The 22827-nt window shown below is 68.7% G+C and carries 21 protein-coding genes and 1 riboswitch; of the genes, 8 read left to right on the top strand and 13 right to left on the bottom strand.

Annotated elements, in window-relative coordinates; translation table 11 throughout:
• Nucleotides 1–137 precede the first annotated feature (137 nt).
• From VDQ18_RS14525 to gcvT, 6 genes are read right to left on the bottom strand one after another with little or no spacing between them, the layout of a single operon-like run.
• A complete protein-coding gene (locus tag VDQ18_RS14525) occupies nucleotides 138–1025 on the bottom strand; it encodes a ketopantoate reductase family protein (protein ID WP_323021636.1) in 888 nt (295 codons plus the stop codon).
• A complete protein-coding gene (gene gcvP / locus VDQ18_RS14520; RefSeq protein WP_323021635.1) occupies nucleotides 1022–3862 on the bottom strand; it encodes an aminomethyl-transferring glycine dehydrogenase in 2841 nt (946 codons plus the stop codon). Before gcvP ends, VDQ18_RS14525 begins: the two co-directional genes overlap by 4 nt.
• The gene (locus VDQ18_RS14515) at nucleotides 3859–4341 is read right to left on the bottom strand and encodes an SRPBCC domain-containing protein (RefSeq protein WP_323021634.1); all 483 of its coding nucleotides are present in this window, start codon (nucleotides 4339–4341) and stop codon (nucleotides 3859–3861) included. The genes gcvP and VDQ18_RS14515 overlap by 4 nt, the downstream gene beginning before the upstream one ends.
• Entirely contained in the window at nucleotides 4334–4699 is a 366-nt protein-coding gene (locus VDQ18_RS14510; RefSeq protein WP_323021633.1) for a VOC family protein, read from the bottom strand. Before VDQ18_RS14510 ends, VDQ18_RS14515 begins: the two co-directional genes overlap by 8 nt.
• 4 nt (nucleotides 4700–4703) lie before the next feature.
• Nucleotides 4704–5063 (bottom strand): glycine cleavage system protein GcvH, encoded by a 360-nt coding sequence (gcvH, locus tag VDQ18_RS14505; RefSeq protein ID WP_323021632.1) that lies wholly within the window; start codon nucleotides 5061–5063, stop codon nucleotides 4704–4706.
• Nucleotides 5064–5073: 10 nt separating this feature from the next.
• On the bottom strand, nucleotides 5074–6162 hold the full coding sequence (gcvT, locus tag VDQ18_RS14500; protein WP_323021631.1) for a glycine cleavage system aminomethyltransferase GcvT: 1089 nt from the start codon (nucleotides 6160–6162) through the stop codon (nucleotides 5074–5076).
• A 156-nt stretch (nucleotides 6163–6318) separates the two neighbouring features.
• A riboswitch (glycine riboswitch) is annotated at nucleotides 6319–6417 on the bottom strand.
• 105 nt (nucleotides 6418–6522) lie between these two features.
• On the opposite strand from gcvT, the gene VDQ18_RS14495 reads away from it, so the two are divergent.
• Nucleotides 6523–7083, top strand: a complete 561-nt coding sequence (locus tag VDQ18_RS14495) for a gamma-glutamylcyclotransferase family protein (RefSeq protein WP_323021630.1) — start codon at nucleotides 6523–6525, stop codon at nucleotides 7081–7083.
• On the top strand, nucleotides 7083–7880 hold the full coding sequence (locus VDQ18_RS14490; protein ID WP_323021629.1) for an endonuclease/exonuclease/phosphatase family protein: 798 nt from the start codon (nucleotides 7083–7085) through the stop codon (nucleotides 7878–7880). Before VDQ18_RS14495 ends, VDQ18_RS14490 begins: the two co-directional genes overlap by 1 nt.
• 58 nt (nucleotides 7881–7938) lie before the next feature.
• On the opposite strand, the gene VDQ18_RS14485 is transcribed toward VDQ18_RS14490, so the two are convergent.
• The 3 genes from VDQ18_RS14485 to VDQ18_RS14475 all read right to left on the bottom strand — a co-directional run bounded on the left by VDQ18_RS14485 (nucleotide 7939) and on the right by VDQ18_RS14475 (nucleotide 11790).
• Complete coding sequence (locus tag VDQ18_RS14485; protein ID WP_416235111.1) at nucleotides 7939–9429, bottom strand: Do family serine endopeptidase; 1491 nt, start codon at nucleotides 9427–9429, stop codon at nucleotides 7939–7941.
• Nucleotides 9430–9598: 169 nt separating this feature from the next.
• Nucleotides 9599–10474: an alpha/beta hydrolase fold domain-containing protein gene (locus tag VDQ18_RS14480; protein ID WP_323021628.1), complete on the bottom strand. Its 876-nt coding sequence runs from the start codon at nucleotides 10472–10474 to the stop codon at nucleotides 9599–9601.
• Nucleotides 10471–11790 (bottom strand): hypothetical protein, encoded by a 1320-nt coding sequence (locus tag VDQ18_RS14475; RefSeq protein ID WP_323021627.1) that lies wholly within the window; start codon nucleotides 11788–11790, stop codon nucleotides 10471–10473. Before VDQ18_RS14475 ends, VDQ18_RS14480 begins: the two co-directional genes overlap by 4 nt.
• A 189-nt stretch (nucleotides 11791–11979) precedes the next feature.
• Here VDQ18_RS14475 and VDQ18_RS14470 point away from each other — a divergent pair, with 189 nt between their 5' ends.
• From VDQ18_RS14470 to VDQ18_RS14460, 3 genes are all read left to right on the top strand, one after another.
• On the top strand, nucleotides 11980–12585 hold the full coding sequence (locus tag VDQ18_RS14470; protein WP_323021626.1) for a TetR/AcrR family transcriptional regulator: 606 nt from the start codon (nucleotides 11980–11982) through the stop codon (nucleotides 12583–12585).
• Nucleotides 12586–12674: 89 nt separating this feature from the next.
• Nucleotides 12675–14069 carry an OB-fold domain-containing protein gene (locus VDQ18_RS14465; RefSeq protein ID WP_323021625.1) on the top strand — a complete coding sequence of 465 codons (1395 nt, stop codon included), beginning with the start codon at nucleotides 12675–12677 and terminating at the stop codon, nucleotides 14067–14069.
• Nucleotides 14069–15259 (top strand): acetyl-CoA acetyltransferase, encoded by a 1191-nt coding sequence (locus tag VDQ18_RS14460; protein WP_323021624.1) that lies wholly within the window; start codon nucleotides 14069–14071, stop codon nucleotides 15257–15259. The genes VDQ18_RS14465 and VDQ18_RS14460 overlap by 1 nt, the downstream gene beginning before the upstream one ends.
• Here the strand turns inward: VDQ18_RS14460 and VDQ18_RS14455 are convergent, their stop codons facing one another.
• The 4 genes from VDQ18_RS14455 to VDQ18_RS14440 are packed head-to-tail and all read right to left on the bottom strand — an operon-like array spanning nucleotide 15260 to nucleotide 19497.
• Entirely contained in the window at nucleotides 15260–16114 is an 855-nt protein-coding gene (locus VDQ18_RS14455) for an IclR family transcriptional regulator (RefSeq protein WP_323021623.1), read from the bottom strand. It abuts the gene before it with no gap.
• Nucleotides 16111–17028: a DMT family transporter gene (locus tag VDQ18_RS14450; protein WP_323021622.1), complete on the bottom strand. Its 918-nt coding sequence runs from the start codon at nucleotides 17026–17028 to the stop codon at nucleotides 16111–16113. Before VDQ18_RS14450 ends, VDQ18_RS14455 begins: the two co-directional genes overlap by 4 nt.
• Nucleotides 17021–18730 carry an FAD-dependent oxidoreductase gene (locus VDQ18_RS14445; RefSeq protein ID WP_323021621.1) on the bottom strand — a complete coding sequence of 570 codons (1710 nt, stop codon included), beginning with the start codon at nucleotides 18728–18730 and terminating at the stop codon, nucleotides 17021–17023. Before VDQ18_RS14445 ends, VDQ18_RS14450 begins: the two co-directional genes overlap by 8 nt.
• Before the next feature lie 14 nt (nucleotides 18731–18744).
• Nucleotides 18745–19497, bottom strand: coding sequence for an SDR family NAD(P)-dependent oxidoreductase (locus VDQ18_RS14440; protein ID WP_323021620.1), 753 nt, complete (start codon nucleotides 19495–19497; stop codon nucleotides 18745–18747).
• Nucleotides 19498–19690: 193 nt separating this feature from the next.
• On the opposite strand from VDQ18_RS14440, the gene VDQ18_RS14435 reads away from it, so the two are divergent.
• The 3 genes from VDQ18_RS14435 (at nucleotide 19691) to VDQ18_RS14425 (ending at nucleotide 22740) form a co-directional block, all read left to right on the top strand.
• A complete protein-coding gene (locus VDQ18_RS14435) occupies nucleotides 19691–20734 on the top strand; it encodes a TRAP transporter substrate-binding protein (protein WP_323021619.1) in 1044 nt (347 codons plus the stop codon).
• Nucleotides 20735–20845: 111 nt separating this feature from the next.
• Nucleotides 20846–21409, top strand: a complete 564-nt coding sequence (locus VDQ18_RS14430; RefSeq protein WP_323021618.1) for a TRAP transporter small permease subunit — start codon at nucleotides 20846–20848, stop codon at nucleotides 21407–21409.
• Nucleotides 21406–22740: a TRAP transporter large permease subunit gene (locus tag VDQ18_RS14425; protein ID WP_323021617.1), complete on the top strand. Its 1335-nt coding sequence runs from the start codon at nucleotides 21406–21408 to the stop codon at nucleotides 22738–22740. Before VDQ18_RS14430 ends, VDQ18_RS14425 begins: the two co-directional genes overlap by 4 nt.
• The last annotated feature ends 87 nt before the right edge of the window (nucleotides 22741–22827 follow it).

Genomic DNA, 22827 nt, shown 5'->3' with positions numbered 1-22827 from the left:
CAAATATCCTCGGGGGGTGAATGCCCGCAGGGCAGAGGGGGGCAGACGGCCCCCCTTCCTTTTTCGGCGCGGCGGCACGCCGCGCCGCTGGTCGCCCGAGGCGCCCGCGACAGCGGGTAACGAGGGCGAAACCCCTCTCAGGTCTCTTCCAGCAGCTCCACCATCATCGCCAGCGCCCGGTTCAGCGGCGCGGGCACGCCCAGCGCTGCGCCGCGGCGGGCGATTTCGCCGTTGAGCTGGGCGATCTCGGTCCGCTTGCCCGCCATCACATCCTGCGCGGTCGAGGACAGCTGCCCGGGCATGGTCGCCGTCAGCGCCAGCACCCGGTCCAGCATGTCCGCGGGCAGGGTCACGCCGCTGGCTGCGGCCACGGCCCGGCATTCCTCGACCAGCGCGGTGAAGGTGGCCAGCGCCTCGGGGCGGCGGGCGATGGTGCCGTAATCGCGCAGGGTCAGCGCCGAGATCGCGTTCAGCGCGCAGTTGAGCGTGAGCTTGGTCCAGAGCGCGGCCTCCGCCTGGGCGGAAACCTCGGCCGGGACCTGCACCGCGCGGAACCGGGCCGCCGCGGCCTGAGCGCCGGGCCCTTCGCCCAGCACCAGATCGCCACGGCCGCGGTGCAGCACATGGCCCGGTCCCGCCATCGCCGCGGCGACATAGACCACCACGGGCAGCACCGGGCGGTCGAGGATCTCGGCCAGGATCTCGGCGTTGCCGATGCCGTTTTGCAGGCTCATCACCGTGGCGCCCGGGGCGAGGTGGCGGCGGATCGCCTTGCCCGCCGCGGCCGTGTCGGGCGATTTCACGCAGACCAGCACCAGCGTCGCGCCCTTGACCGCCTCGGCCTCGGTGGTGGCCTCGGGCTTCAGCACTTCGGTGGTGCCGTCCTTCTCCAGGATGAGGCCGTGCTCGGTCACCGCCTCGACCAGCGAGGGGCGGCCGATCAGGGTGACCGGCACGCCCGCCCGGGCGAACATGGCGCCGAAATAGCAGCCGACGGCGCCCGCGCCGAAGATCGCGACCCTCATTCGGCGGCCTGGGCGTAATCGGTCAGCGGCGGGCAGACGCAGAACAGGTTGCGGTCGCCATAGACGTTGTCGACGCGGCCCACCGGCGGCCAGTACTTGTCGACCCGGAAGCTGCCGGGCGGGAAGCAGCCCTGTTCGCGGCTATAGGCGCGGTCCCAGTCGGCCACGAGGTCCTCGACCGTGTGGGGGGCGTGGCGGAGCGGGCTTTGTTCGGCGGTGATCTCGCCTGCTTCCACCGCCTTGATCTCCTCGCGGATCGCCAGCAGGGCGGTGATGAAGCGGTCGATCTCGGCCTTGGTTTCCGATTCCGTGGGTTCGACCATCAGCGTTCCCGCCACCGGCCAGCTCATGGTCGGCGCGTGGAACCCGTTGTCGATCAGGCGCTTGGCGATGTCCTCGACGGTGACGCCCGCTTCGGCGAAGGGGCGGGTGTCGAGGATGCATTCATGCGCGACGCGGCCCCTGTTGCCCATGAAGAGCACCTTGTAGGCGCCGGTCAGCCGCGCGGCGATGTAGTTCGCGTTCAGGATTGCCACGCGGGTTGCCTGGGTCAGGCCCGGGCCGCCCATCATCAGGCAATAGGCCCAGGAAATCAGCAGGATGGAGGCCGAGCCATAGGGCGCGGCGGACACGGGGCCTTCGCTGCCGCCGGTTTCCGGGTGGCCGGGCAGGTGGGGCGCCAGATGCGCCTTCACGCCGATCGGGCCCATGCCCGGGCCGCCGCCGCCATGCGGGATGGCGAAGGTCTTGTGCAGGTTCAGGTGGCTGACATCGCCGCCGATCTCACCGGGTTTCACGAGGCCCACCATGGCGTTCATGTTGGCGCCGTCGATATAGACCTGCCCGCCGTGGTCATGGGTGATGCGGCAGACCTCGCGCACGGTTTCCTCGAAGACGCCGTGGGTGGAGGGGTAGGTGATCATGCAGGCCGCGAGCCGGTCGCCGGCCTTCGCCGCCTTGTCTCGGAAATCCTCCACGTCGATATCGCCGTTCGGCGAGGATTGGACGACCACCACCTCCATCCCGGCCATCTGGGCCGAGGCCGGGTTGGTGCCATGCGCCGACATCGGGATCAGGCAGATCTTGCGGTCATGGGCGCCCTGCGCCTTGTGATAGGCGAGGATGGTCAGGAGCCCCGCGTATTCGCCCTGCGCGCCCGAGTTGGGCTGCATGGACATGGCGTCATAGCCGGTGATCTCGCAGAGTTTGGCGCCCAGATCCTCGATCACTTCGGCATAGCCCTGCGCCTGATCGGGCGGGCAGAAGGGATGCAGCGAGCCGAATTCGGGCCAGGTGATCGGCATCATCTCGGCCGCGGCGTTCAGCTTCATGGTGCAGGACCCCAGCGGGATCATCGCCCGGTCCAAGGCCAAATCGCGGTCCGAGAGGCGGCGCATGTAGCGCATCATCTCGGATTCGGCGCGGTTCATGTGGAAAATCGGGTGGGTCAGGTAGGCGCTTTCGCGGGCCATCGCCTCGGGGAAGCCGAGTTTGGCGCGATGGGGCGGCGCGGCGTCGATGCCGAAGGCTTTCAGCACGCGGTGGAGGACGTTCTCGTCCGTCGTCTCATCCAGCGCGATGCCGACATGGCGGGTGCCGATCTTGCGGAAATTGAGCCCCTCGTGCCTTGCGGCGGCCAGGATCCCGGCCTGACCCACGCCCACTTCCACGGTGATCGTGTCGAAGAAGGCCTCGGGCTCCACCCGGGCACCGGCGGCCTTGAGCGCCCGGGCGAGGCGTTCGGTCATGAAATGCACGCGCTCGGCGATGGCGCGCAGGCCCACGGGGCCGTGGAAGACGGCGTACATCGAGGCCATGACGGCCAAGAGGGCCTGCGCGGTGCAGACGTTGGAGGTGGCCTTTTCGCGGCGGATATGCTGCTCGCGGGTTTGCAGGGCGAGGCGATAGGCCTTGTTGCCGCGCGAATCCACCGAAACGCCGACCAGCCGCCCGGGCATCTGCCGCTTGTGGGCATCGGCGCAGCTGAGGAAGGCGGCATGGGGGCCGCCGTAGCCCATCGGCACGCCGAAGCGCTGGGCCGAGCCCACGGCGATATCGGCGCCCATCGCGCCCGGCTCCTTGATCAGGCAGAGCGCCAGCAGGTCGGTGGCCACGATCGCCACCGCCTTCTGCGCATGGAGCGCGGCGATGCTGTCGGTCAGGTCGCGGACATGGCCATGGGTGCCGGGATACTGGAAGATCGCGCCGAAGACCTGCGCGGGGTCCAGATCCTCGGGCTGGCCGGTCAGGATCTCGATGCCCAAAGGCGCCGCACGGGTCTGCATGACGGCGATGTTCTGGGGGTGGCAATTGGCGTCGATGAAGAAGGCCCTGGCCTTCGATTTGGCGACGCGCTGGGCCATGACCATCGCCTCGGCGCAGGCCGTCGATTCATCGAGAAGCGAGGCATTGGCGACCGGCAGGCCGGTCAGATCCGCGACCATGGTCTGGAAGTTGAGCAGCGCCTCAAGCCGCCCCTGGGCGATTTCGGGCTGATAGGGGGTATAGGCGGTGTACCAGGCCGGGTTTTCCAGGATGTTGCGCTGGATCGCCGGGGGGGTGATGGTGCCGTAATAGCCCTGACCGATCAGCGAGGTCATGACTTTGTTCTTCGCGCCGACCTCGCGCATCTTCGCCAGCAGCCCGCCTTCGGACAGCGGCGCCCAGCCCAGCGGCCGGTCCTGCCGGATCGAGGGCGGGACGGTTTCGTCGATCAGCTGGTCCAGCGTCTGGCAGCCGGTCGCGGCCAGCATCTCGGCCATCTCGGCGGGCGAGGGGCCGATGTGGCGGCGGTTGGCGAAATCATAGGGGTCATAGGCGGTGGGGGAATAGGTCATGACGGCTCCATATGGCGCGCGAGATTGTCGAGCGACGAGGCGAGCCCCGTCGCGTGTTGGTCAGGGTCGATGCCGGGCGGGACGCGGCTGGCCTCGACCCGGGCGCGGGTGCCGCGGCCTTCGGGCGTGAAGTGCCAGTCCATCCGCATCGTGCCGGCAAAGGCGGGGTCGATACTGGGGAAATCCACGTCCAGCACCACGCGGCCGGGCGGGTCGAGCGTGACGAAACGGGCGCGGACCACGTCGTGATGCGCCCCCGCCTTGCCCTTGGCGCCGTCGGTGAAGGTCAGCACCATGCGCAGGGCGCCGCCGGGCACGGGGTCCAGCGCGTCGATCCGGCCCTCGGCGCCTTGCGGGGGCAGCCAGCGGACCAGATCCCCGGGCGTTGTCCAGGCGGCGAACAGACGGTCGGGCGGGGCGGCGATGAACCGCTCGGCCCGGTCGATGCGGTCGGGGTCGAAGGGCGGCGGGTCAATCATCGCCGCCCTCGATGTGATGGGCGACGTTGACGAGGTTGCCCTCGGGGTCGCGCAGATAGAACCGCCGGATGCCCCAGGGTTCGGTGACGGGTCCATAGACCGGCTCGGCCCCGGTTGCCCGGAGCGCCGCCAGCGCCCCGTCGAGGTCATCGACCAGGACGGAAATCGCGGGCAGCTCGGTGCCCGAGCCGCCTTCGGCCGCCAGTTGCAGCCGGGCGCGGGCGGTGGCGGGGGCGCCGAGGAAGGCGATCCAGCCCATCTCGAAATCCACGGTCAGGCCCAGGACCTGCCGGTAGAAATCGGCCAGCCGGACGGGGTCGCGGGCGGGCAGGTTGGGAACGATGGACAGGACCGCCATGGGATCAGCCGATGAAATCCTTGTACTCGTCCTCGGTCATGTAATCGTCGAGGGCGGCCAGGTCGTCGATCTTCATCTTGAAGAACCAGCCTTCGCCCAGCGGGTCCTCGTTCACGAGGCCCGGGTTGTCGACGATGGCGCCGTTCACTTCGACGATCTCGCCGTCGAGCGGCGCGAGGATATCGGACGCGGCCTTGACGGATTCGATCACGCTGACCTCATCGCCCTTGGCAACCTGCGTTTCAGGCTCGGGCAGTTCCACGAACACCACATCGCCCAGTTGTTCGGCGGCGTGTTCGGTGATGCCGACGACGACCAGATCGCCGTCGATGCGCAGCCATTCGTGTTCTTCGGTGAATTTCATCGCGATTGCCTCATGTGCGATAGGTGGAGGGACGGAAGGGTGTCTTGGCGACCCGGACGGGCAGGCGCTTGCCGCGCACCTCGCCCCAGAGCCGCGTGTCAGGCTGGGCCAGCGCCGCGGGCACGTAGCCCATGGCGATCGGCGCCTGCAGCGAAGGGCCGAAGCCGCCCGAGGTGATGGTGCCGATGGGGGTCTCGGCGGTTTCGGAGTCGAAGAGCGCGGTGCCTTCGCGCATCGGCGCCCGGCCCTCGGGCAGGAGGCCCACGCGCTTGCGGGACGGCCCCTCGGCCAGTTCGCGCTGGATGCGGTCGGCGCCGGGGAAGCCGCCCTCGGTCCGGCGGCGTTTCTGGATGGCCCAGGTGAGACCGGCCTCGACGGGCGAGGTCTCGGTGTCGATGTCGTGGCCATAGAGGCAGAGCCCGGCCTCAAGCCTGAGCGAATCGCGGGCGCCGAGGCCGATGGGCGCCACCTCCTCCATCGCCAGCAGGGCGCGGGCGAAGGCCTCGGCGCGGTCCTCGGGGAGCGAGATTTCATAGCCGTCGTCGCCGGTATAGCCGGAGCGCGAGATCCAGAGCTCGGCGCCGTCCCAGTCCAGCACGGCCACATCCATGAATGTCATGGCGGCGACGCCCGGGACCAGTCGGGCCAGCGCCGTCTCGGCGAGCGGACCTTGCAGGGCCAGCAGGGCGCGGTCCGTCACCGGCTCCACCCCCGGCAGATGGGCCTGCAGATGGGCGATATCGGCCTCCTTGCAGGCGGCATTGACCACCAGAAACAGGTGATCGCCCCGGTTCGCGATCATCAGATCGTCGAGGATCCCGCCCGCGTCATTGGTGAACATCGCATAGCGCTGCCGCCCCTCGGCCAGGCCCTGCACATCGACCGGCACCAGCGCCTCCAGCGCCGCAGCGGGGGCGCGCAGGATGACCTGCCCCATGTGCGAGACGTCGAAGAGCCCTGCCTTGGCGCGGGAATGCAGATGCTCGCCCATCACCCCCATCGGGTATTGCACGGGCATCTCATAGCCCGCGAAGGGCACCATCTTGGCCCCCAGCTCGCGGTGAAGATCGTAAAGGCAGGTACGCCTGAGGTCGGTCATGCCGAAGTCTCCCTCCGGTCGTGCGACCGGCACCAGAAGGGCGCGATCCCGCGCCGGTTGGTGCCCCCTCTGTCCCTGCCCGTGACCGATACGGTCGTGAGCGCCTGAGATCGTTATCCCTTCGGCGGGCGCCAAAACGCCACTCTCCAGAGTTCCAATGTGAACGCGGTCCCTTGCGCCTGAGAGTTTACCGGGGCGGTTGCTCCTTCGGCACCGGCGGGTTTGGAGGCCGCCGGATTCTCCCGTGTTCACGACGCCTTGGATAGCAAGAGCGACATGGCGATGGCAAGGGGGCGCGGCCTTGGGCTTGCACCTTGCGGCGGCATTGGGCAAGCCTTGGGCAAAACGCGGGAGTGCGCTGTGTCCGAACCCTTCTTCTTTGGCTATGGCTCGCTGGTGAACCGCCAGACCCATGTCTACACCCCCGCCTATCGCGCGCGGCTGACCGGCTGGCGGCGGGCGTGGAAACACACCGTGGGCCGGGTCACGCCGTTTCTGACCGGGGTGCCCGACGCGGGCTCCGTCATCGACGGGCTGGTGGCGCATGTGCCGGGCGGCGACTGGGCGGCGCTGGACCTGCGCGAGGAGGGTTATGACCGCCACGCCATCCCCTCCGGCCTGACGGTCGAGGGCGATGTGGGGGTGGCGGCGCAGGTCTATGCGGTGCCGGTGCTGACGATGGTGGTGCAGGACGATCCGGCGCCGATCCTGCTGAGTTATCTGGATGTGGTGGTGCAGGGCTATCTGCGCGAATTCGGCGAGGCCGGGGCGCACGATTTCTTCGCCACCACGGACGGCTGGGAGACGCCGGTGCTGGATGACCGCAGCGCCCCCCGCTACCCCCGCGCGCAGGTACTGACCTCGGGCGAGACGGCGTTTGTCGACGCGAAGCTCACGGAATACGGGGTGCGGGTGGTCTGATGCGGGTCCTCTGCTTCAACGCCTGGGGCGGGGTGCTGCATGAGGCGCTGATGCCGTGGATCGCCGGGGCAGGGGCGGATGTTTTCTGCCTGCAGGAGGTGGTGCACACGCCGGGCGCCACGAAGGACTGGCTGGAATACCGCGACGGGGCGCATGTCCTGCCGCAGCGCGCCCGAATGCTGGACGAATTGCGGGAGGCCTTGCCGGGGTATGCGGTGCTGTTCAGCCCGGCGGGAAGCGGTCTGCTGTGGGACGGCGATCAGCCGGTGCCCTCGCAATTCGGGCTGGCCTGTTTCGTGCGCGAGACGATCCCGGTGATCGGGCAGGCCACGGGGTTCGTGCATGGTGCCTATTCCGATCAGGATTACGGCGCGCATCCGCGGCCCCGGAATGCCATGGCGCTGAGGCTCTGGGCCGGGGGGCGGCCTTGGGTCGTGGCGCAGATGCACGGGCTCAGGGACAAGGCGGCAGGCAAGGCCGACACGCCCGAGCGGGCCGCTCAGGCCGAGCGGTTCGCGACGCTGATCGAGGGGCTGGTCGAACCCGGGGATGCAGTGATCGCCTGTGGCGACTTCAACGTCCGGCCGGACAGCGCGACCCTGCGGCGGCTGGAAAAGCTCGGCCTCAACGATCTGGTGACGGGCGGCGGCTTCGACGGCACGCGGACCGCGCGCTACACCAAGCCCGACCGCTTCGCCGATTACCTGATGGTCAACGCGCAGGTCCCGGTCCGCCATTTCGAGGTGATCCGCGCGCCCGAGGTCAGCGACCATTGCCCGCTGTGGCTGGAGGCATGAAAAAACCGGGCGCGAACGCCCGGTTTCGAGGTTTCGAGGTATCGCCTCTGTCGGGCGTTTATTCGATGGCCAGCGCCACGAAGCGCGGGTCGCCGCCCGAGCGGACCATCAGCAGCAGGGTCCGGCGGCCGGCGTCGCGGGCGGCCTGAAGGGCGGTGTTGAAGCTCTCGATCGAGGTGACCGGCTGCTGACCGGCCTCGGTCACGATGTCCCCGGCGCGCAGGCCTTTCGATTCGGCGTCCGAGCCGCTTTCCACGTCGCGGACCACCAGACCCTCGACACCCGGCGCGATGCCCATATCGGCGCGCATCTGGTCGCTCAGGGGCACCAGATCCAGACCCAGGATCATCGTCGGTTCAGCCGGGGCCTGCGGTGCGTTGCTGCCCGCGGCCGGGGTCAGGCGTTCCTCGTCGCGCTGGGCGAGGGTGACATGCAGCGTCTCTTCCGCGCCGTTGCGGAACACCACGACCTCGACGTCGCGGCCGACACCGGCATCCGCCACGCGGCGCACCAGATCCCGGGTATCGGCAACCTGCACCCCGTCGAAGCTGAGGATCACGTCGCCGGTCTCCACGCCCGCGGCCTTGGACGGGCCGTCCATGACCTCGGTCACCAGCGCGCCTTCGGGCCGTTCCAGACCCAGCGCTTCGGCCACGTCCGAGGACACGTCCTGAATGCGCACGCCCAGCCAGCCGCGGCGGGTTTCACCGAATTCCTGCAGCTGGAAGACCACGCGTTCGACGACATGCGAGGACATGGCAAAGCCGATGCCGATCGAGCCGCCGTTGGGCGACAGGATCGCCGTGTTCACGCCGATCACCTGCCCGGCCATGTTGAACAGCGGGCCGCCCGAGTTGCCGCGGTTGATGGCGGCGTCGGTCTGGATGAAGTCGTCGTAATTGCCCTGCAGCGCGCGGCCTCGGGCCGAGATGATGCCCGCGCTGACCGAGAAGCCCTGACCCAGCGGGTTGCCGACGGCCAGCACCCAGTCACCCACGCGGGCCTCTTCGGAATTGCCGAAGGGCACGAAGGGCAGGTCGGCGTCGGCCTCGACCTTCAGCAGCGCGATGTCGGTGGCGGTATCGGTGCCGACCAGCGTCGCGTCCAGACGGCGGCCGTCGAAGAATTCGACCTCGATCTCGTCGGCGCCTTCGATGACGTGGTTGTTGGTGACGATATAGCCGTCAGCCGAAATGACGAAGCCCGAGCCCAGAGCCTGGCTCTGACGCGGGCGCGGCTGCTGACGGCCGTTGCGGTTGAAGAAGTCGTTGAAGAAGTCCTGGAAGGGCGCGCCTTCGGGCAGGTTCGGCATGGTCTGGTCGAGGTTCGCCGCAACGGTCGTCGAGGTGGTGATGTTCACCACCGCCGGGCTGACCTGATCGGCGAGATCGGCGAAGCTGACCGGGCGGTCCTGCGCGTGCAAGGGCAGCGCCATCGCGGCTGCCAGCAGCATTACACCCAGGATATTCAGCCAGCGCAGAGCGACCCAGCCCCGGGTCGGACGCGCAATTGCCAGGGCGCCCGCGGCGCGTACCTGGTGATGCGTCATGATGATTTCCCCTTGGTCATTCTGAAGTCCCCGGGTTTCCCTCGCCCGGATACGGTCCCGAATTTATGCCCATTGCCGCAGAGTGCAAACACGCATTCAGGGTTTCAAGCGAAGGTGAAAGCGCCGTGAAAAGCCGTGTGCGTTGCGCAACGGGGCCGGGGAGGGCGGCTCAGCCGGGCAGGGACCGCCACCAGTCGGCAATCTCGGCCAGCGAGGTTTCGGCCTGGGGCAGGGCCTCGAACACCTGGAAATGGTGGCACATGCCGGGGTGGATGCGCAGGGTGACGCGGCCCCCCGCCCGTGCGGCCAGCGCCCGGGCATCGTCGAGCGTGATGTCGGCGCCGCCTGCGTGGATCAGCAGCGGCGGCAGGCCGTGCAGATCGGCAAAGAGCGGCGAGACGGCGGGATCGCCCGGCGCGGGGCCGCTGCGGCCGAGGTAACTGCGCGCCATGGCGGCCAGTTGCGCGGGTTTCGAGAACGGGTCTTCGGCGGCAAGGTCGCGGTAGCTGGCGCCTGACAGGGACAGGTCGAGCCAGGGCGAGAGCAGGATCAGCGCCCGGGGCAGTGGCAGGCCCGCCTCCCGCGCCCGGATCGCGGTGCCGAGCGCCAGCCCGCCCCCTGCGGAATCGCCCAGCATCGCCACCGGCGCTTCGCCCGCCGCCTGCAGGGCGCGCAGTAGGGCCAGCGCGTCGTCGCTGGCGGCGGGGTAGCGGTGTTCGGGCGCCAGCCGATAGGCGGGCAGCAGCAGCCGCAGTCCCAGTGCCCGCGCCAGCCGCGCCACCAGCCCGGCGTGCGAGGCGATGCCGCCGATCTGGAAGCCACCGCCATGCAGGTAAAGCCCGGGCTTTGCGGCGGGATCGCCGATCCAGACGGCCTCCCGCCCCGCGACCACGGCCGGGCGGGGCTGGGCGAGGGCCGCGCCCCGCGGGCCGACCTCGGCCAGGAACGCCGCGAAATCGGCGCGGATCGCCGGCAGGTCCATCGCACCCCAGCCCGCCACCCGCGCCGCCAACCCGGCGCGGATCGGGGCCAGCGGGTCGCTCATGCCTCGGCCCGGTGCAGGACGCGGACCGCCTTGGCCTCGTAGCGGGGCAGGGTGCCCTCGGGGTGGCATTCGACGCGGATCGACATGCCGAGGCGCGCATGCACCTCGCGGCAGATCTGTTCCTCGATCTGCGCGGCGGGGCGGGCGTCGCGGGTGGTGGCCTCGACGGCGACGGTCAGCGAGCCGATGGTCGTGCGTTCCTTGTCGATGTAGATCTGCCAGGCTTCCTTGACCACGCCCTTGACCCCGGTGATCACATCCTCGATCTGCGAGGGGAAGACCATCACGCCCTTGAACTTGATCATGTCGTCCGAGCGGCCGATGATCCGACCGATCTTGCGCATCCCCCGCCGCCCCGAGGGGCAATCGTAGGGCCGGGGCGACAGGCGCACCAGATCGCGGGTCCGCCAGCGGACCACGGGCGAGGCCTGTTTGGCGATGGTGGTGATGACGATCTCGCCGATTTCGCCCTCGGAGACCGGTTTCAGCGTCACCGGGTCGAGGATCTCGGTGATGATCGTGTCCTCGTTGAGGAGGTGCAGCTCGTCATCGGCATGGGTGTAGGGGGTCGAGATGGCCAGCACCGGCCCGCCAGCCTCGGTCGTGCCGTAGATGTTGTGCGACTGGAAGCCTTCGGGCATCTCGGCCTCCAGCTGGGCGCGGAACTCGGCCGAGACGGATTGCCCGCCAAGGATCGCGGTCTTCAGCACCCAGTCGGTTTTCGGGTCGATCCCCTGCGCGCGGGCCGCCTGCACCAGGCTCATCAGCCACAGGGGCGACATGGAGGCCACGTCATAGGCATGGTCCTTGAGCCAGCGCGCCGCCAGATCGCCGCGGCCGGGGCCGATGGGGAAGCTGGTGCAGCCGAGTTCCCGGAACCCCTGATCCAGCGCCGGGCCGCCGATCCAGAGGCCGTAGCCATAGCCCTGATAGGCGCGGCTGCCAGGCTTGACCCCGGCGGCGGTCAGCAGGCGGGCCATCTGCGCGGGCAGCAGCGTCTCGAAATCGGCGCGGGTCATGCCGAACAGGACCGGCAAGCCGGTGGTGCCCGAGGTGGCGACGAAGCGCAGCACCTCTTCCATCGGCACGGTCAGGAAGGGGAAGGGGTAATGGTCGCGCAGATCCGCCTTTTCCAGAAAGGGGGTGTTTTCCAGCCCGTCGGGTGCCGCAAGATCCTCGGGCCGCATGCCTGCCTTGGCGAAATGGGCGCGCCAGGTCTCGGATTGCGCCAGATGGCGGCCGAAACCCGCCAGCCGCTCGCGTTGCAGGGCCAGGATCCCGTCGCGGTCCAGCGATTCGATGGGGGCATGGTGCATCGGTGTCGTCCTCCTCCTCCGGCGGGACTCGGTCCGCCGTCGCTCTGGGTGTTTAATAGTCCGAACGATTGGACTAATCAAATCAAGAATCATCCCGGATACCTCTTTTTCTGCGGGATGGTGGCGGTTGGCAGCGGGGCGCTGAGCGCTTATACCTCGAACGGACATACTCATTTTCGGAGGCGCCCCGTGGCCAGGACCCGATCCGCGGATTACGACAATATCCACGACACGATCATCGACCGCGCCGCCTCGGTCTTTGCCCGGCGCGGTTTTGCCGCCACCTCGATCGGCGACATCGCCGAGGCCTGCGATTGCTCCAAGTCCCGGCTTTATCATTACTTCGATGGCAAGGAAGCGATCCTGCGCGAGATGCTGGAAACGCATGTCGATGCGCTGCTGGACCGCCTCCGCCCGGTGCTCTACCGTGAGCTGGACCCCAAGCAGCGGTTCACCCAGATGGTGAAGTTGTTTCTCGAGGTCTATTCCGTGTCGCGCGACCGCCATGTCGTGCTGCTCACCTGTCTGGATGCCCTGCCCGAAGAGCAGCGGCAGAGCATCGTCGCCAAGGAGCGTCAGCTCATCACCTATGTGCGCGACGCGCTGTTGCAGATCCGCCCGGATATCGCCGAGGACCGGGTGATCTCGCAGATTGATACGATGCTGTTCTTCGGCATGATCAACTTCACCTACACCTGGTACAAGGCCGAGGGACCTGTCGGCCCCGAGGAGCTGGCCGACAGGGTGGTGGCGCTGTTCCTGGGTGGCTATGCCGCGCTGCCGCCGCGAGGTTGAGCGCGAGTTGGTCGGAAATTAGTTGAACGACCGTTCTATCTATTATATCTCCCCTGAGGCGCCATCGTGGCGCGGCAGGGGAGGGAGCCATGGCCAATATCATCCGCATCGGTGCCTGCCTGCCCCGGCTGAGGCTGGAGCGGCGGGCGATGGCGCAGGCGATGGGCTGGCTGGTGCCGGGCGCGGGCGCCGGGCGGGGCACCCGGACGCTGGCTTTCTGGGATGAGGACAGCGTGACCCTGGCGGTGGCCGCGGCGCGGGGCGCGCTGGGCCGGGACCGCGCCGAGAGCCTGACCTTCGCCACCACGACACCTCCCTTCGCCGAGCCGCAGAACGCCGCCCTGATCCGCGCCGCGCTGCGTCTGCCCGCGCTGTGTCTAACTCAGGACGCAACCGGCACGCCGCGGGCCACGCTGCTGGCCTTGCAGGCGGCGCTGGAAGGCACCGCGCCCGCGCTGATCGCCGCCGCCGACCGGCCGGTCGCCCCAGCGGGCAGCACGGCGGAATCGCGGATGGGCGACGGCGGTGCGGCCGTGCTGACCGGGCCGGGCGCGGGGCTTTTCACCTATCTGGGCGGCGCCAGCCTCAGCGCGCCCTTCCTGCACCGAACCCGTGCCAGCGGCGCCGAGACCGCGCTTGACTGGGAGGAACGCTGGCAGCGTGAGGCGGGCTATCAGGCGCAGGTCCCGCCCGCCATCGCCGCGGCGCTGACCCGGGCGGGGGTCGAAGCCGGGGCAGTCGATCACCTGATCCTGCCCTGTCCGATCCCCGGCACCGCCGCCACGGTCGCGCGCCTCTCCGGCTTGACCAGGGCAGCGCTGGCCGAGGATCTGGCTGACCGGACAGGCGACACCGGCGCGGCGCATCCGCTCTTGATGCTGGCCGCCCATCTGCCACGCATCGCGCCGGGGCAGATCGTCGTGCTGGCGCAATTCGGGCAGGGGGCGACGGCGCTGGTGCTGCGGGCGGGCGAGGGCGTGGCGGATCATCCCGGCCTGCCAGCGCTGGATCAGGGCATCCCTGAAAGCAATTACCTGAAACTCCTGGCCTTTCAGGAGAGGCTTGACTGGGACCGCGGGTTGCGCGGCCGCTTCATCGTGCAGGAGGCGCAGAGCACCGCCTATCGCAATGCCGAGGCGCTGCTGGGTTTCGTCGCCCGGCGCGAGGCGGAGACGGGCCTGATCCGCTTTCCGCCCCGCAACGACGTACCGGGCGAGGATTGGCCGCTGGCGGATCGCGGCGGGATCGTCGCGACGGCAACGGCCGACCGGCTGGCCTATTCCCGCCATCCGCCGAATTGCTACGGGCTGTTGGATCTGCAGGGTGGCGGGCGGCTGATGATGGATTTCACCGACCCCGAGGCCGCCGATCTGGCGCCCGGCGATCCGGTGCGCTTCGTCTTCCGGGTCAAGGACATCGACGAACACAGCGGCTACCGGCGCTATTTCTGGAAAGCCGTGCGCGACACGGGAAGGGGGCTCTGATGGCCAGCGGCATCAAGGACAAGGTGGCAATCCTGTCGATGGGCTGCTCGCGCTTCGGCGAGCGCTGGGACATCGGCCAGGAAGAGCTGATGCGCGAGGCCTATGCCGAGGCGCTGACCCGGGCCGGGATCGACCCCGCTGCGATCGGCGCCGCCTGGTATTCCTCGCATTACGACGACATCGGTGCGGGCAAGTCGGGCGTGCCGATGGCCATGGCGCTGAGCCTGCCGGATATCGGCGTGACCCGGGTCGAGAATTTCTGCGCCGGCGGGACGGAGGCCTTTCGCGGCGCGGTCTTCGCCGTGGCCTCGGGGTCCGTGGATATCGCGCTGGCGATGGGGGTGGAGAAGCTGAAGGACACCGGGTTCGCGGGGCTCCCCACCGCCTCGCGCGGGACGCTGGCGCCGATGTACCTTCCGACGCATACCAACCCCGGGAATTTCGCCCAGCTGGCCCGCGCCTATGAGGCGGTGCATGGCATCGCGCGGCAGGACCTGAAGCGGGCCATGGCGCATACCTCGATGAAAAGTCACGCCAATGCGGTGGCGAACGACAAGGCCCATCTGCGCAAGCCGATCACGATAGAGCAGGCGGTGCAGGCGCCCTTGGTGGCCGATCCGCTGGGGCTCTTCGATTGCTGCCCGGTCTCGGACGGGGCGGCCTGCGCGCTGGTCACCACGCCCGAGATCGCCCGCGCCCTGGGGCAGGCCGAGCCGGTGCTGGTCAAGGCGGTGCAGATCGTCGCCTCGAACGGCTGGGAGGCGCAGCAGCAGGGCTGGAACGGCGCCTATGTCCACACGACGCGGCAGGCGGCCAAGGCGGCCTATGCCGAGGCCGGGATCGCCGATCCGCGGCAGATCAGCCTGACCGAACTGCATGATTGCTTCTCGATCACCGAACTGGTGACGTTGGAGGATCTGGGGCTGGCCGAGCCCGGCACCGCCTGGCGGGCGATGCTGGACGGGCGGTTCGATGCCGGTGGCGCACAACCCTGCCAGATCGACGGCGGGCTGAAATGCTTCGGCCATCCGGTCGGCGCCTCGGGGCTGCGGATGCTCTATGAGGGCTGGTTGCAGCTGACCGGGCAGGCGGGCGCCCGCCAGCTGGGGGCGCCGCATTCGGCGCTCACGCATAATCTGGGCGGGGCCCCGGCGCAGAACGTCTGTTCGGTGACGATCCTCGGGCTCTGATCAGCGGGCGCCGCCACGCCGCCCGGTCGCGGGGGCGCTGCCCTGTCTGCGATAGCCCAGATCGGCCGACAGGCGGCGGGTGAAGTCGAGCGTGGCGCGGACCACGGGGCTGTCGGGGCTCAGGTCGATCTGCTGGGTCGGGCCGATCACCGTGACCGCCAGCTTCATCTCGCCGGTATAGTCGCAGATCGGCGCGCAGACGGCCGAGACACCGGGGATCGGCAGGTCGGTCGTCGTCTCCCAGCCACGGTCGCGGACCCGGGCGACCTGGGCGCGATAGGCGGCCTCGTCGAACGCAAAGCGCGGATCGGCCGAGGCGCGCTCGGCCAGTTCGGCGCGGATCTGCGGTTCGGTCACCGCCTCGGGCAGGAAGGCCACGAAGAGCCGCCCCGTCGCGGTCGAGGTCAGGGCGAAACCGCCCCCGGCCCGGACGTTGGCGTGGATCCGGGCGATCATCTCGCGGACATGGACGATGGTGGCGCCATGCGGGCCCCAGACGGTCAGCGCGACCATCAGGCGGGTTTCCTCGGCCAGCGATTCGATGCGCAGGATCGCCTCGTGATAGGCATCCTGGGCGCGGAGCCGGGCCAGGCCCACCTCCAGCGCGAAGGGGCCGAGGCCATAGAGGCCCGAGGCGGTCTGCTCGACCATGCGCATGGCGCGCAGGCTGACGAGGTAGGGGTGCAATTGCGCCGGCGCGACCTCGACCGCCTCGGCCAGGTCGCGCAGTTTCATCGGTCCGCCTGCCTCGGCCATGGCCTGCAGGATTGCGCCCGCCGTCTCCAGCGAGCGGATGCCGCGTTGCGCCTTGGCCGGTTTTTCGGCTTCTTCCTCCACCCCGTGTCCCCGTGTCACGCTGTCCCCCGACCCCTGCTACCCGCTTGCTGCCCCTCGGGCAATCCGCGCCGGAGGTCGAGCGAGATGATCAGCCCCAGGGTGGTGACGGCGACACCGGCCCATTGCGTGGCATTCGGCCATTGCCCGGCCAAAGGGATCGCCAGCAGCACCGCCGACCCCGGCACCAGCGCCGAAAAGAGCGCGGCGCGCCCGGCGCCCAGCCGGATCACCGCGGCGGCGAAGATGACGAAGGCGAGGCACCCGCCGACCGCACCCTGATAGAAGACCTGCTCGGCCCAGAGGGCAGGGGCCATCGTCGGCCAGCCCCAGATCCACAGATAGAGGGGCAGATAGACCAGTGTCGCCAGCGTGGCGATGGCGGCGGTGGTTTCGACCGCGGGCAGTTTCCAGCGGCCCATGGTGAAGACATAGGCGCCCCAGAGCGAGCCCGAGAGGACGAAGAACAGATCCCCCGCCAGCACCGAGCCCCGGCCTTCACGCGCGGCGGGCGCGTCCGAGGCGATGATCAGCAGCCCGCCGATCAGCACCGCGATGCCGAGGAGCCGTTGCCAGCCCAGCTTCCGCCCGCCGGTCCAGCGCTCCAGCAGATTGGCCACCAGCATCGACATGCCCGGCCCGATGACCACGGCATGCGAGAGGGGCGCGCGCTGGAAGCCTTCGTTGAAGGCCAGCGCGAAAAGGGGGCCGACCAGCAGGGCCAGAAAGGCCACCTGCCGCAGGGGCGGCAGGCGGTGGCGGGCCAAAAACAGCAGCGGCGCCATCAGAAGCGCCGCGCCGCCATAGCGCAGGAGCGTCAGATCGGCGGGGCGGAAGCCGCTGGCCTGCCCGATCTCGGCGCCGACGTTGTAGACCCCCCAGCTGAGCGCCGCGAGGAACCCCAGCGCGACGCCCTGCGCCTGACGGTCAATCATTGCCGCCGGCCATATGCCGTGCGGCGATATAGCCAAAGGTGATCGCCGGGCCGAGGGTGATACCGCCACCCGGGTAATTCCCGCCCATGATCGAGGCGGCGTCATTGCCCACCGAATAGAGGCCTTCCAGCGGGCGGCCCTCTTCGTCCAGCACCTGCGCATTGGCGTTGGTCTTCAGCCCGGCAAAGGTGCCGAGGTCGCCGACATAGAGCCGCACGGCATAGAAGGGACCATCCTTGATCGGCGCGAGGCAGGGGTTCGGCCCGTGCTCGGGATCGCCCAGCGAGCGGTTGTAGCTGGTCGTGCCCTTGCCGAAGGCCGGGTCCTCGCCGCGGGCGGCATGGGTGTTGAACTCGGCCACCGTCGCTTCGAGCTGGGCAGCATCGGCGCCGAACTGGGCGGCCAGCTCGGCCAGCGTCCGGCCCTGCAGCAGATAGCCGTTCTTGATCAGCGCCTTGTAGGGCACCGGAGCGGGCTTGGCGTAGCCGAGGCCATATTTGCGGAACGCCCGGTGGTCGGTGATGAACCAGGCGGCGGGCTCTGCCCCGTCGCCTGCTTCCTCGCGATTGCGGGCGACCATGGCCTGACAGAAATCGTGGTAGGAATTCGCCTCGTTCACGAAGCGCTTTCCCGAGCGGGTCACGGCGATCACCCCCGGTTTCGAGCGGTCGACGAAATGCGGGAAGGTGCCGAGCGTGCCGTCGGCCCGGACCGGGCGCGAGATCGGCACCCAGGCGGCGGCATGCGGCAGCGAGGTATCGACCGTGGCGCCGACCGATTCGCCCAGCCTGAGCCCGTCGCCGGTGTTGCCGGGCGGGGCGGGGGTGACGTGTTCGTAGCCCGAGGGCGCATGCGGCATCAGCGCCTTGCGCCGGGCGATGTCCTGCGGGAAGCCGCCCGCGGCCAGCACCACGCCCTTGCGCGCGATCACCTCGACCGGGCCGTCGCGGCGGTCAATGCGGGCGCCGATCACCCGGCCCTGATCGTCGCGGATCAGACTGCGCACCGGGGCATGGGTCCAGATCGGCACGCCCTGATCGAAGGCCGATTTCGCCAGCCGCCCGGCCAGCGCATTGCCGTTCATCAGCCGCATCGGGCGGCCGTGGAAGGCCATGTCGCGGACGAATTTCAGGAACAGCTTGCCGACGTAGAAGGCCGAGACGGGCGAGCGCATCACGTTGAAGAAATGCAGCAGTTCCTTGCCCGAGCCGATCATCATGCCCAGGAAGGTGATCTCTTGCAGCGGCGGGCGCAGGCGGCGGATCTCGGGGCCCAGTTCGCGCCCGTCGAAGGGCCGCGCGACGATGGAGCGTCCGCCATCCATGCCGCCCGGCGCGTCGGGGTGGTAATCGGCGAAGAAGGGGCCGAGGTCGAATTGCAGGGCGGTGTTCTCCTCGAAGAACTTCACCGCTTTCGGCCCGGCCTCCAGGAAGGCATCGACGCGCTCGGCGTCGAAATGCGCGCCCGCTTCGTGTTGCAGGTAGATGCGCGCCTTTTCGGCGTTGTCGTCGATGCCGGCGCGCAGTTCCGGCCCGTTGCCGGGGATCCACATCCAGCCGCCCGAGCGCGCGGTAGTGCCGCCGAAGACCGGCTCCTTCTCGACCACCAGGACCTTCAGGCGCCGATGCGCCGCGGCGACGGCGCTGGACAGGCCGCCTGCGCCCGATCCGACGACCAGGACATCAACTTCTTGTCGTTCCATGACTTTCTTCCCTGTCACGCGGCCAGATAGCCGCCGTCGACGGGCAACAGCGCGCCCGTCATGTAGCTTGACGCCTCGGAGGCGAGGAACAGCACCGGACCGACCAGCTCTTCGGGGCGGCCGGGGCGGCGCATCGGCGTATGGGCCATGAAGCGGCCGATGGCGTCCGGGTCGGCGCGGGTGACCTCGGTCATCGGCGTCTCGATCACGCCGGGGGCGATGGCGTTGACCCGGATCCCGTCGGGCGCGAGGTCATGCGCCAGCACCTTGGTCAGCTGCAGCACCGCGCCCTTGGAGGCGGCATAGGCAGCCAGCCCCGGACCCGCCGTCACCGACATGATCGAGCCCAGGTTGACGATCCGGCCCTTCGTCTGGCGCAGATGCGGCAGGAAGGCGCGGATCATCTGCATGGTGCCGGTGGCGTTCACGCGGATCACCGCGTCCCAGTCCTGCGCGAAGGTTTCCGCATCGGGCAGGGTGCGGCGGATGATGCCCGCGTTGTTCACGAGGATGGTGGCCGCGCCCAACCGCGCGGCCACCGCGTCGGCGGCAGAGGCGCAATCCGCGGCCTCCGTTACGTCGAGCCTGAGCCCGATCGCCTTTCCCCCCGATTCGCTGATCTGCCGGGCCAGACCCTCGACCTGATCGCCCTGAAGATCGCAGCAGGCGACCGAGGCCCCTGCTGCCGCCAGCCCCAGCGCGATGGCGCGTCCGTTGCCCTGCGCGGCCCCCGTGACCACGGCCACGGCGCCTTTCACTCCTTGCATCCTGTCCTCCCGACTTGTGACGTCCGGCGCCGGTCCTGCGATCGGTCCGGCGCGCTCTTTTTTCGTCTGGCACAAAATTTGTCAGTTGCAAATAGATTTGTTGATGGCTAACAAAAAGCGAGGCGCAGATAGATCAATCGGCGCTCAAGGGGAGGCGCCGCTTGCCGCGGCGCATCATTTGGGAGGATTCTTGATGAGCAACTTCAATAAGTTGCGCGGGTTCACCGCTGTCGCGCTGGTGCTGGCTGCGACCGGTGCCGCCCAGGCGCAAAGCTTTGACCTGCAAAGCGTGTTTGGCCTGAACGTGCCCTCGATCGGGCCGAGCCCGCAGCTCTGGGCTGACCGCGTGCACGAAATGACCGATGGCGCGGTGACCATCAACGTGCATGGCGCGGGCGATTTCGTTCCCGGCTTCGAGGTCTTCGGTGCCGTCAGCTCGGGCGCGCTGCCGATGGGCTTCGACTGGATCGGTTACTGGGCGCAGCAGATCCCGGTTGCGAACCTCGTGGGCTCCATGCCCTTCGGCCCCTCGCCGGACGTGGCGCTGGGCTGGATGTTCCAGGGCGGCGGTCTGGAGATCATCCAGCGCGCCTATGACCCGTTCAACGTCAAGGTCCTGCCCTGCCATCTGGTCGGCGCGGAAGCCGGCGGCTGGTTCAACCGCGAGATCAACACGCCTGCCGACCTGCAGGGCCTGAACATGCGGATCGCCGGTCTGGGCGGCATGGCCATGGCGCGTCTGGGCGCGAACACCCAGCTGGTTCCCGCGGGCGAGATCTTCCTCAGCCTGGAAACCGGGCGCATCGAGGCGGCCGAATTCTCGGCGCCGCAGCTCGACGTCGGCCTCGGCTTCCAGCGCGTGACGCAATACTACTACTTCCCCGGCTGGCATCAGCCGTCGAGCTGGGACAGCATCATCATTAACATGGATGTCTGGAACAGCTTCGACGAGCGCACCCAGAACATCATGACCGAGGCCTGCCAGGCGAACATCGCCTATAACCTGGGCGACCAGATCAACAGCCAGGCCGCCGCCATCGCCACGATCCGCGAAGCGGGCACCGAAGTGCGCCGTTTCCCCGAGGAAGTGCTGCTGGCGCTGCGCGAGGCTTCGGATGCGGTGATGGACGAACAGGCCGCGCAGGACCCGATCTTCGCCGAGGCCCTGGCCTCGCTGCGCGCCTACATGGACAGCGTCGGCGAATGGAGCACCCTGCAAGCGCTTCCGGCGCGCTGAGGGACGCACTCTGTTGACAGCCGTGTTTTGTCGGCAGGCATCCGCTGTTGACAGGTTCACGGGGGGCGGCGAAACCGCCCCCCGAAACCCCGCCGGGCCCGAGGAGATTCCATGCCACGCATCCTGAAACGCCTTCTGGCGCTCCTGTGCCTGCCGGGGGCCTGGGCGAGCTGGCTCACGCTTCCCCTGATCGCCACGATCCTGATCTCGGTGGTCTGGGCCAAGATGGGCATGAACACCCTGATCGGCTGGGAGGGGCAGGTGCCGGTCCTTGGCCGGGCGCTGACCGTGAACAGCCTTTACGACATGCAATGGTACATCTTCGCGCTGCTGGTCCTCTTCGGGGGGATCTGGGCGCTGAGGGATGACCGGCATGTCTCGGTCGATTTCCTGTCCCTGATGATGAGCCCGCGCCAGCGGCTCTGGGTGCGGATGATCGGCGATCTGATCTTCCTGCTGCCCTTTTGCGCCATCATCGCCTGGTACGGTTTCGCCTTCGCCGAAGTCGCCTTCCGCACTGCCGAGGGCTCGACCCAGGGCGGGCTGAATGCGCGCTGGCTGATCAAGGCGATGCTGCCCCTGTCCTTCGCCCTGCTGGGGCTGATGGGCATCCTGCGGGCGCTGGGCACCGCGATCCAACTCGCCCGTGGCGACCTGTCCGAGGACATCCAATGATCGACCACCTCGGCCCTGAACTCATGCTCCTCGGCCTGATCGCCGGGATCTTCTCGGGCTATCCCGTCGCCTTCGTGCTGGCGGGCATCGGTATCCTCTTCGCGGTGGCGAACGGCATTCCGATGCTGTTCCTGTCGATGGGCGTGCAGCGGATCTATTCCGGCACGCTGACCAACTGGCTGCTGGTCGCCATCCCGCTTTTCGTCTTCATGGGGCTGATGCTGGAACGCTCGGGCATCGCCGAGCGGCTGATGCGCTCGCTCGCCTCGCTCTTTCAGCGCACGCCGGGGGGCTATGCCTTTTCGGTGATGATCATCGGCGTCATCATGGCGGCCTCGACCGGCATCATCGGCGCCTCGGTGGTGATGATGGGCATGATGTCCCTGCCCGCGATGCGCGAGGCGAAATACGACATGCAGCTCGCCTCGGGGCTCATCGCCTCGTCCGGCACCTTGGGGATCTTGCTGCCGCCCTCGATCATGCTGATCATCCTGGGCGACCAGCTGCGGGTTTCCGTGGGCGACCTCTTCATGGGGGCCATCGTGCCGGGGCTGGTGCTGTCGGGGCTCTATTTCCTCTATCTCGGCGCCGTGGCGATCTTCCAGCCGCACCGCGTCCCCGCCCCCGAGGTGATCGAGCGCCGCAGCATGGGCGAGACCGCCTGGGCGCTGACCCGCGACCTGCTGGCACCGATGGCGCTGATCCTGTCCGTGCTGGGCACGATCATCGCCGGTATCGCCACGCCCACCGAATCCGCCGCCATCGGCGCGACCGGGGCGCTGATCCTGGCGCTCTTGTCGCGCAAGTTGACCCTGAACGCGCTCAGGGGCGCCCTGCACGAGACGACGAAGACCACCGCCATGATCGTCTTCGTGATGATCGGCGCCTCGATCTTCTCGGTGGTGTTCCGGCGGCTGGGCGGGGATGCGATGATCCTCGATCTGTTCAACATCCACGAGACGAGCCCCTACACGGTGCTCTTCATCATCATGGCGCTGGTGTTCCTGCTGGGCTTCTTCCTCGATTGGGTCGAGATCACCGCCGTCGTGGTGCCGATCGTCGCCCCAATCGTCGCGCAGCTTGATTTCGGGCTGCCGGGGGACCAGGTGATGATCTGGTTCGCCATCGCGCTGGCGGTGAACCTGCAGACCTCGTTCCTGACGCCGCCCTTCGGCTATGCTCTGTTCTACCTGCGTGGCATCGCGCCCGAGCTGCCGATCCGCACCATCTATCGCGGTGTCATTCCCTTCGTGCTGATCCAGATCACCGCGCTGTTGCTGGTGATCATCTTCCCGGCCGTCGCGCTCTGGCTTCCCATCGCCCAGCGCTGAGCCGCTTTCTGACTGGAGTATTCCCATGGCCAAGGCCTTTGCCTCGCAAGGCGACATGACCGAGAAAAAGACGTCCTTCACGCAGGT

The organism is Pararhodobacter sp. (genome assembly GCF_034676075.1).
Taxonomy (GTDB): domain Bacteria; phylum Pseudomonadota; class Alphaproteobacteria; order Rhodobacterales; family Rhodobacteraceae; genus Pararhodobacter.
This window is presented reverse-complemented; position numbering and strand designations above follow the sequence as displayed.

Coding starts and splice junctions, on each gene's coding strand:
- VDQ18_RS14525 (WP_323021636.1), bottom strand. CDS start 1,025: ATGAGGGTCGCGATCTTCGGCGCGGGCGCCGTCGGCTGCTATTTCGGC.
- gcvP (WP_323021635.1), bottom strand. CDS start 3,862: ATGACCTATTCCCCCACCGCCTATGACCCCTATGATTTCGCCAACCGC.
- VDQ18_RS14515 (WP_323021634.1), bottom strand. CDS start 4,341: ATGATTGACCCGCCGCCCTTCGACCCCGACCGCATCGACCGGGCCGAG.
- VDQ18_RS14510 (WP_323021633.1), bottom strand. CDS start 4,699: ATGGCGGTCCTGTCCATCGTTCCCAACCTGCCCGCCCGCGACCCCGTC.
- gcvH (WP_323021632.1), bottom strand. CDS start 5,063: ATGAAATTCACCGAAGAACACGAATGGCTGCGCATCGACGGCGATCTG.
- gcvT (WP_323021631.1), bottom strand. CDS start 6,162: ATGACCGACCTCAGGCGTACCTGCCTTTACGATCTTCACCGCGAGCTG.
- VDQ18_RS14490 (WP_323021629.1), top strand. CDS start 7,083: ATGCGGGTCCTCTGCTTCAACGCCTGGGGCGGGGTGCTGCATGAGGCG.
- VDQ18_RS14485 (WP_416235111.1), bottom strand. CDS start 9,429: ATGACGCATCACCAGGTACGCGCCGCGGGCGCCCTGGCAATTGCGCGT.
- VDQ18_RS14480 (WP_323021628.1), bottom strand. CDS start 10,474: ATGAGCGACCCGCTGGCCCCGATCCGCGCCGGGTTGGCGGCGCGGGTG.
- VDQ18_RS14475 (WP_323021627.1), bottom strand. CDS start 11,790: ATGCACCATGCCCCCATCGAATCGCTGGACCGCGACGGGATCCTGGCC.
- VDQ18_RS14465 (WP_323021625.1), top strand. CDS start 12,675: ATGGCCAATATCATCCGCATCGGTGCCTGCCTGCCCCGGCTGAGGCTG.
- VDQ18_RS14460 (WP_323021624.1), top strand. CDS start 14,069: ATGGCCAGCGGCATCAAGGACAAGGTGGCAATCCTGTCGATGGGCTGC.
- VDQ18_RS14450 (WP_323021622.1), bottom strand. CDS start 17,028: ATGATTGACCGTCAGGCGCAGGGCGTCGCGCTGGGGTTCCTCGCGGCG.
- VDQ18_RS14445 (WP_323021621.1), bottom strand. CDS start 18,730: ATGGAACGACAAGAAGTTGATGTCCTGGTCGTCGGATCGGGCGCAGGC.
- VDQ18_RS14440 (WP_323021620.1), bottom strand. CDS start 19,497: ATGCAAGGAGTGAAAGGCGCCGTGGCCGTGGTCACGGGGGCCGCGCAG.
- VDQ18_RS14435 (WP_323021619.1), top strand. CDS start 19,691: ATGAGCAACTTCAATAAGTTGCGCGGGTTCACCGCTGTCGCGCTGGTG.
- VDQ18_RS14430 (WP_323021618.1), top strand. CDS start 20,846: ATGCCACGCATCCTGAAACGCCTTCTGGCGCTCCTGTGCCTGCCGGGG.
- VDQ18_RS14425 (WP_323021617.1), top strand. CDS start 21,406: ATGATCGACCACCTCGGCCCTGAACTCATGCTCCTCGGCCTGATCGCC.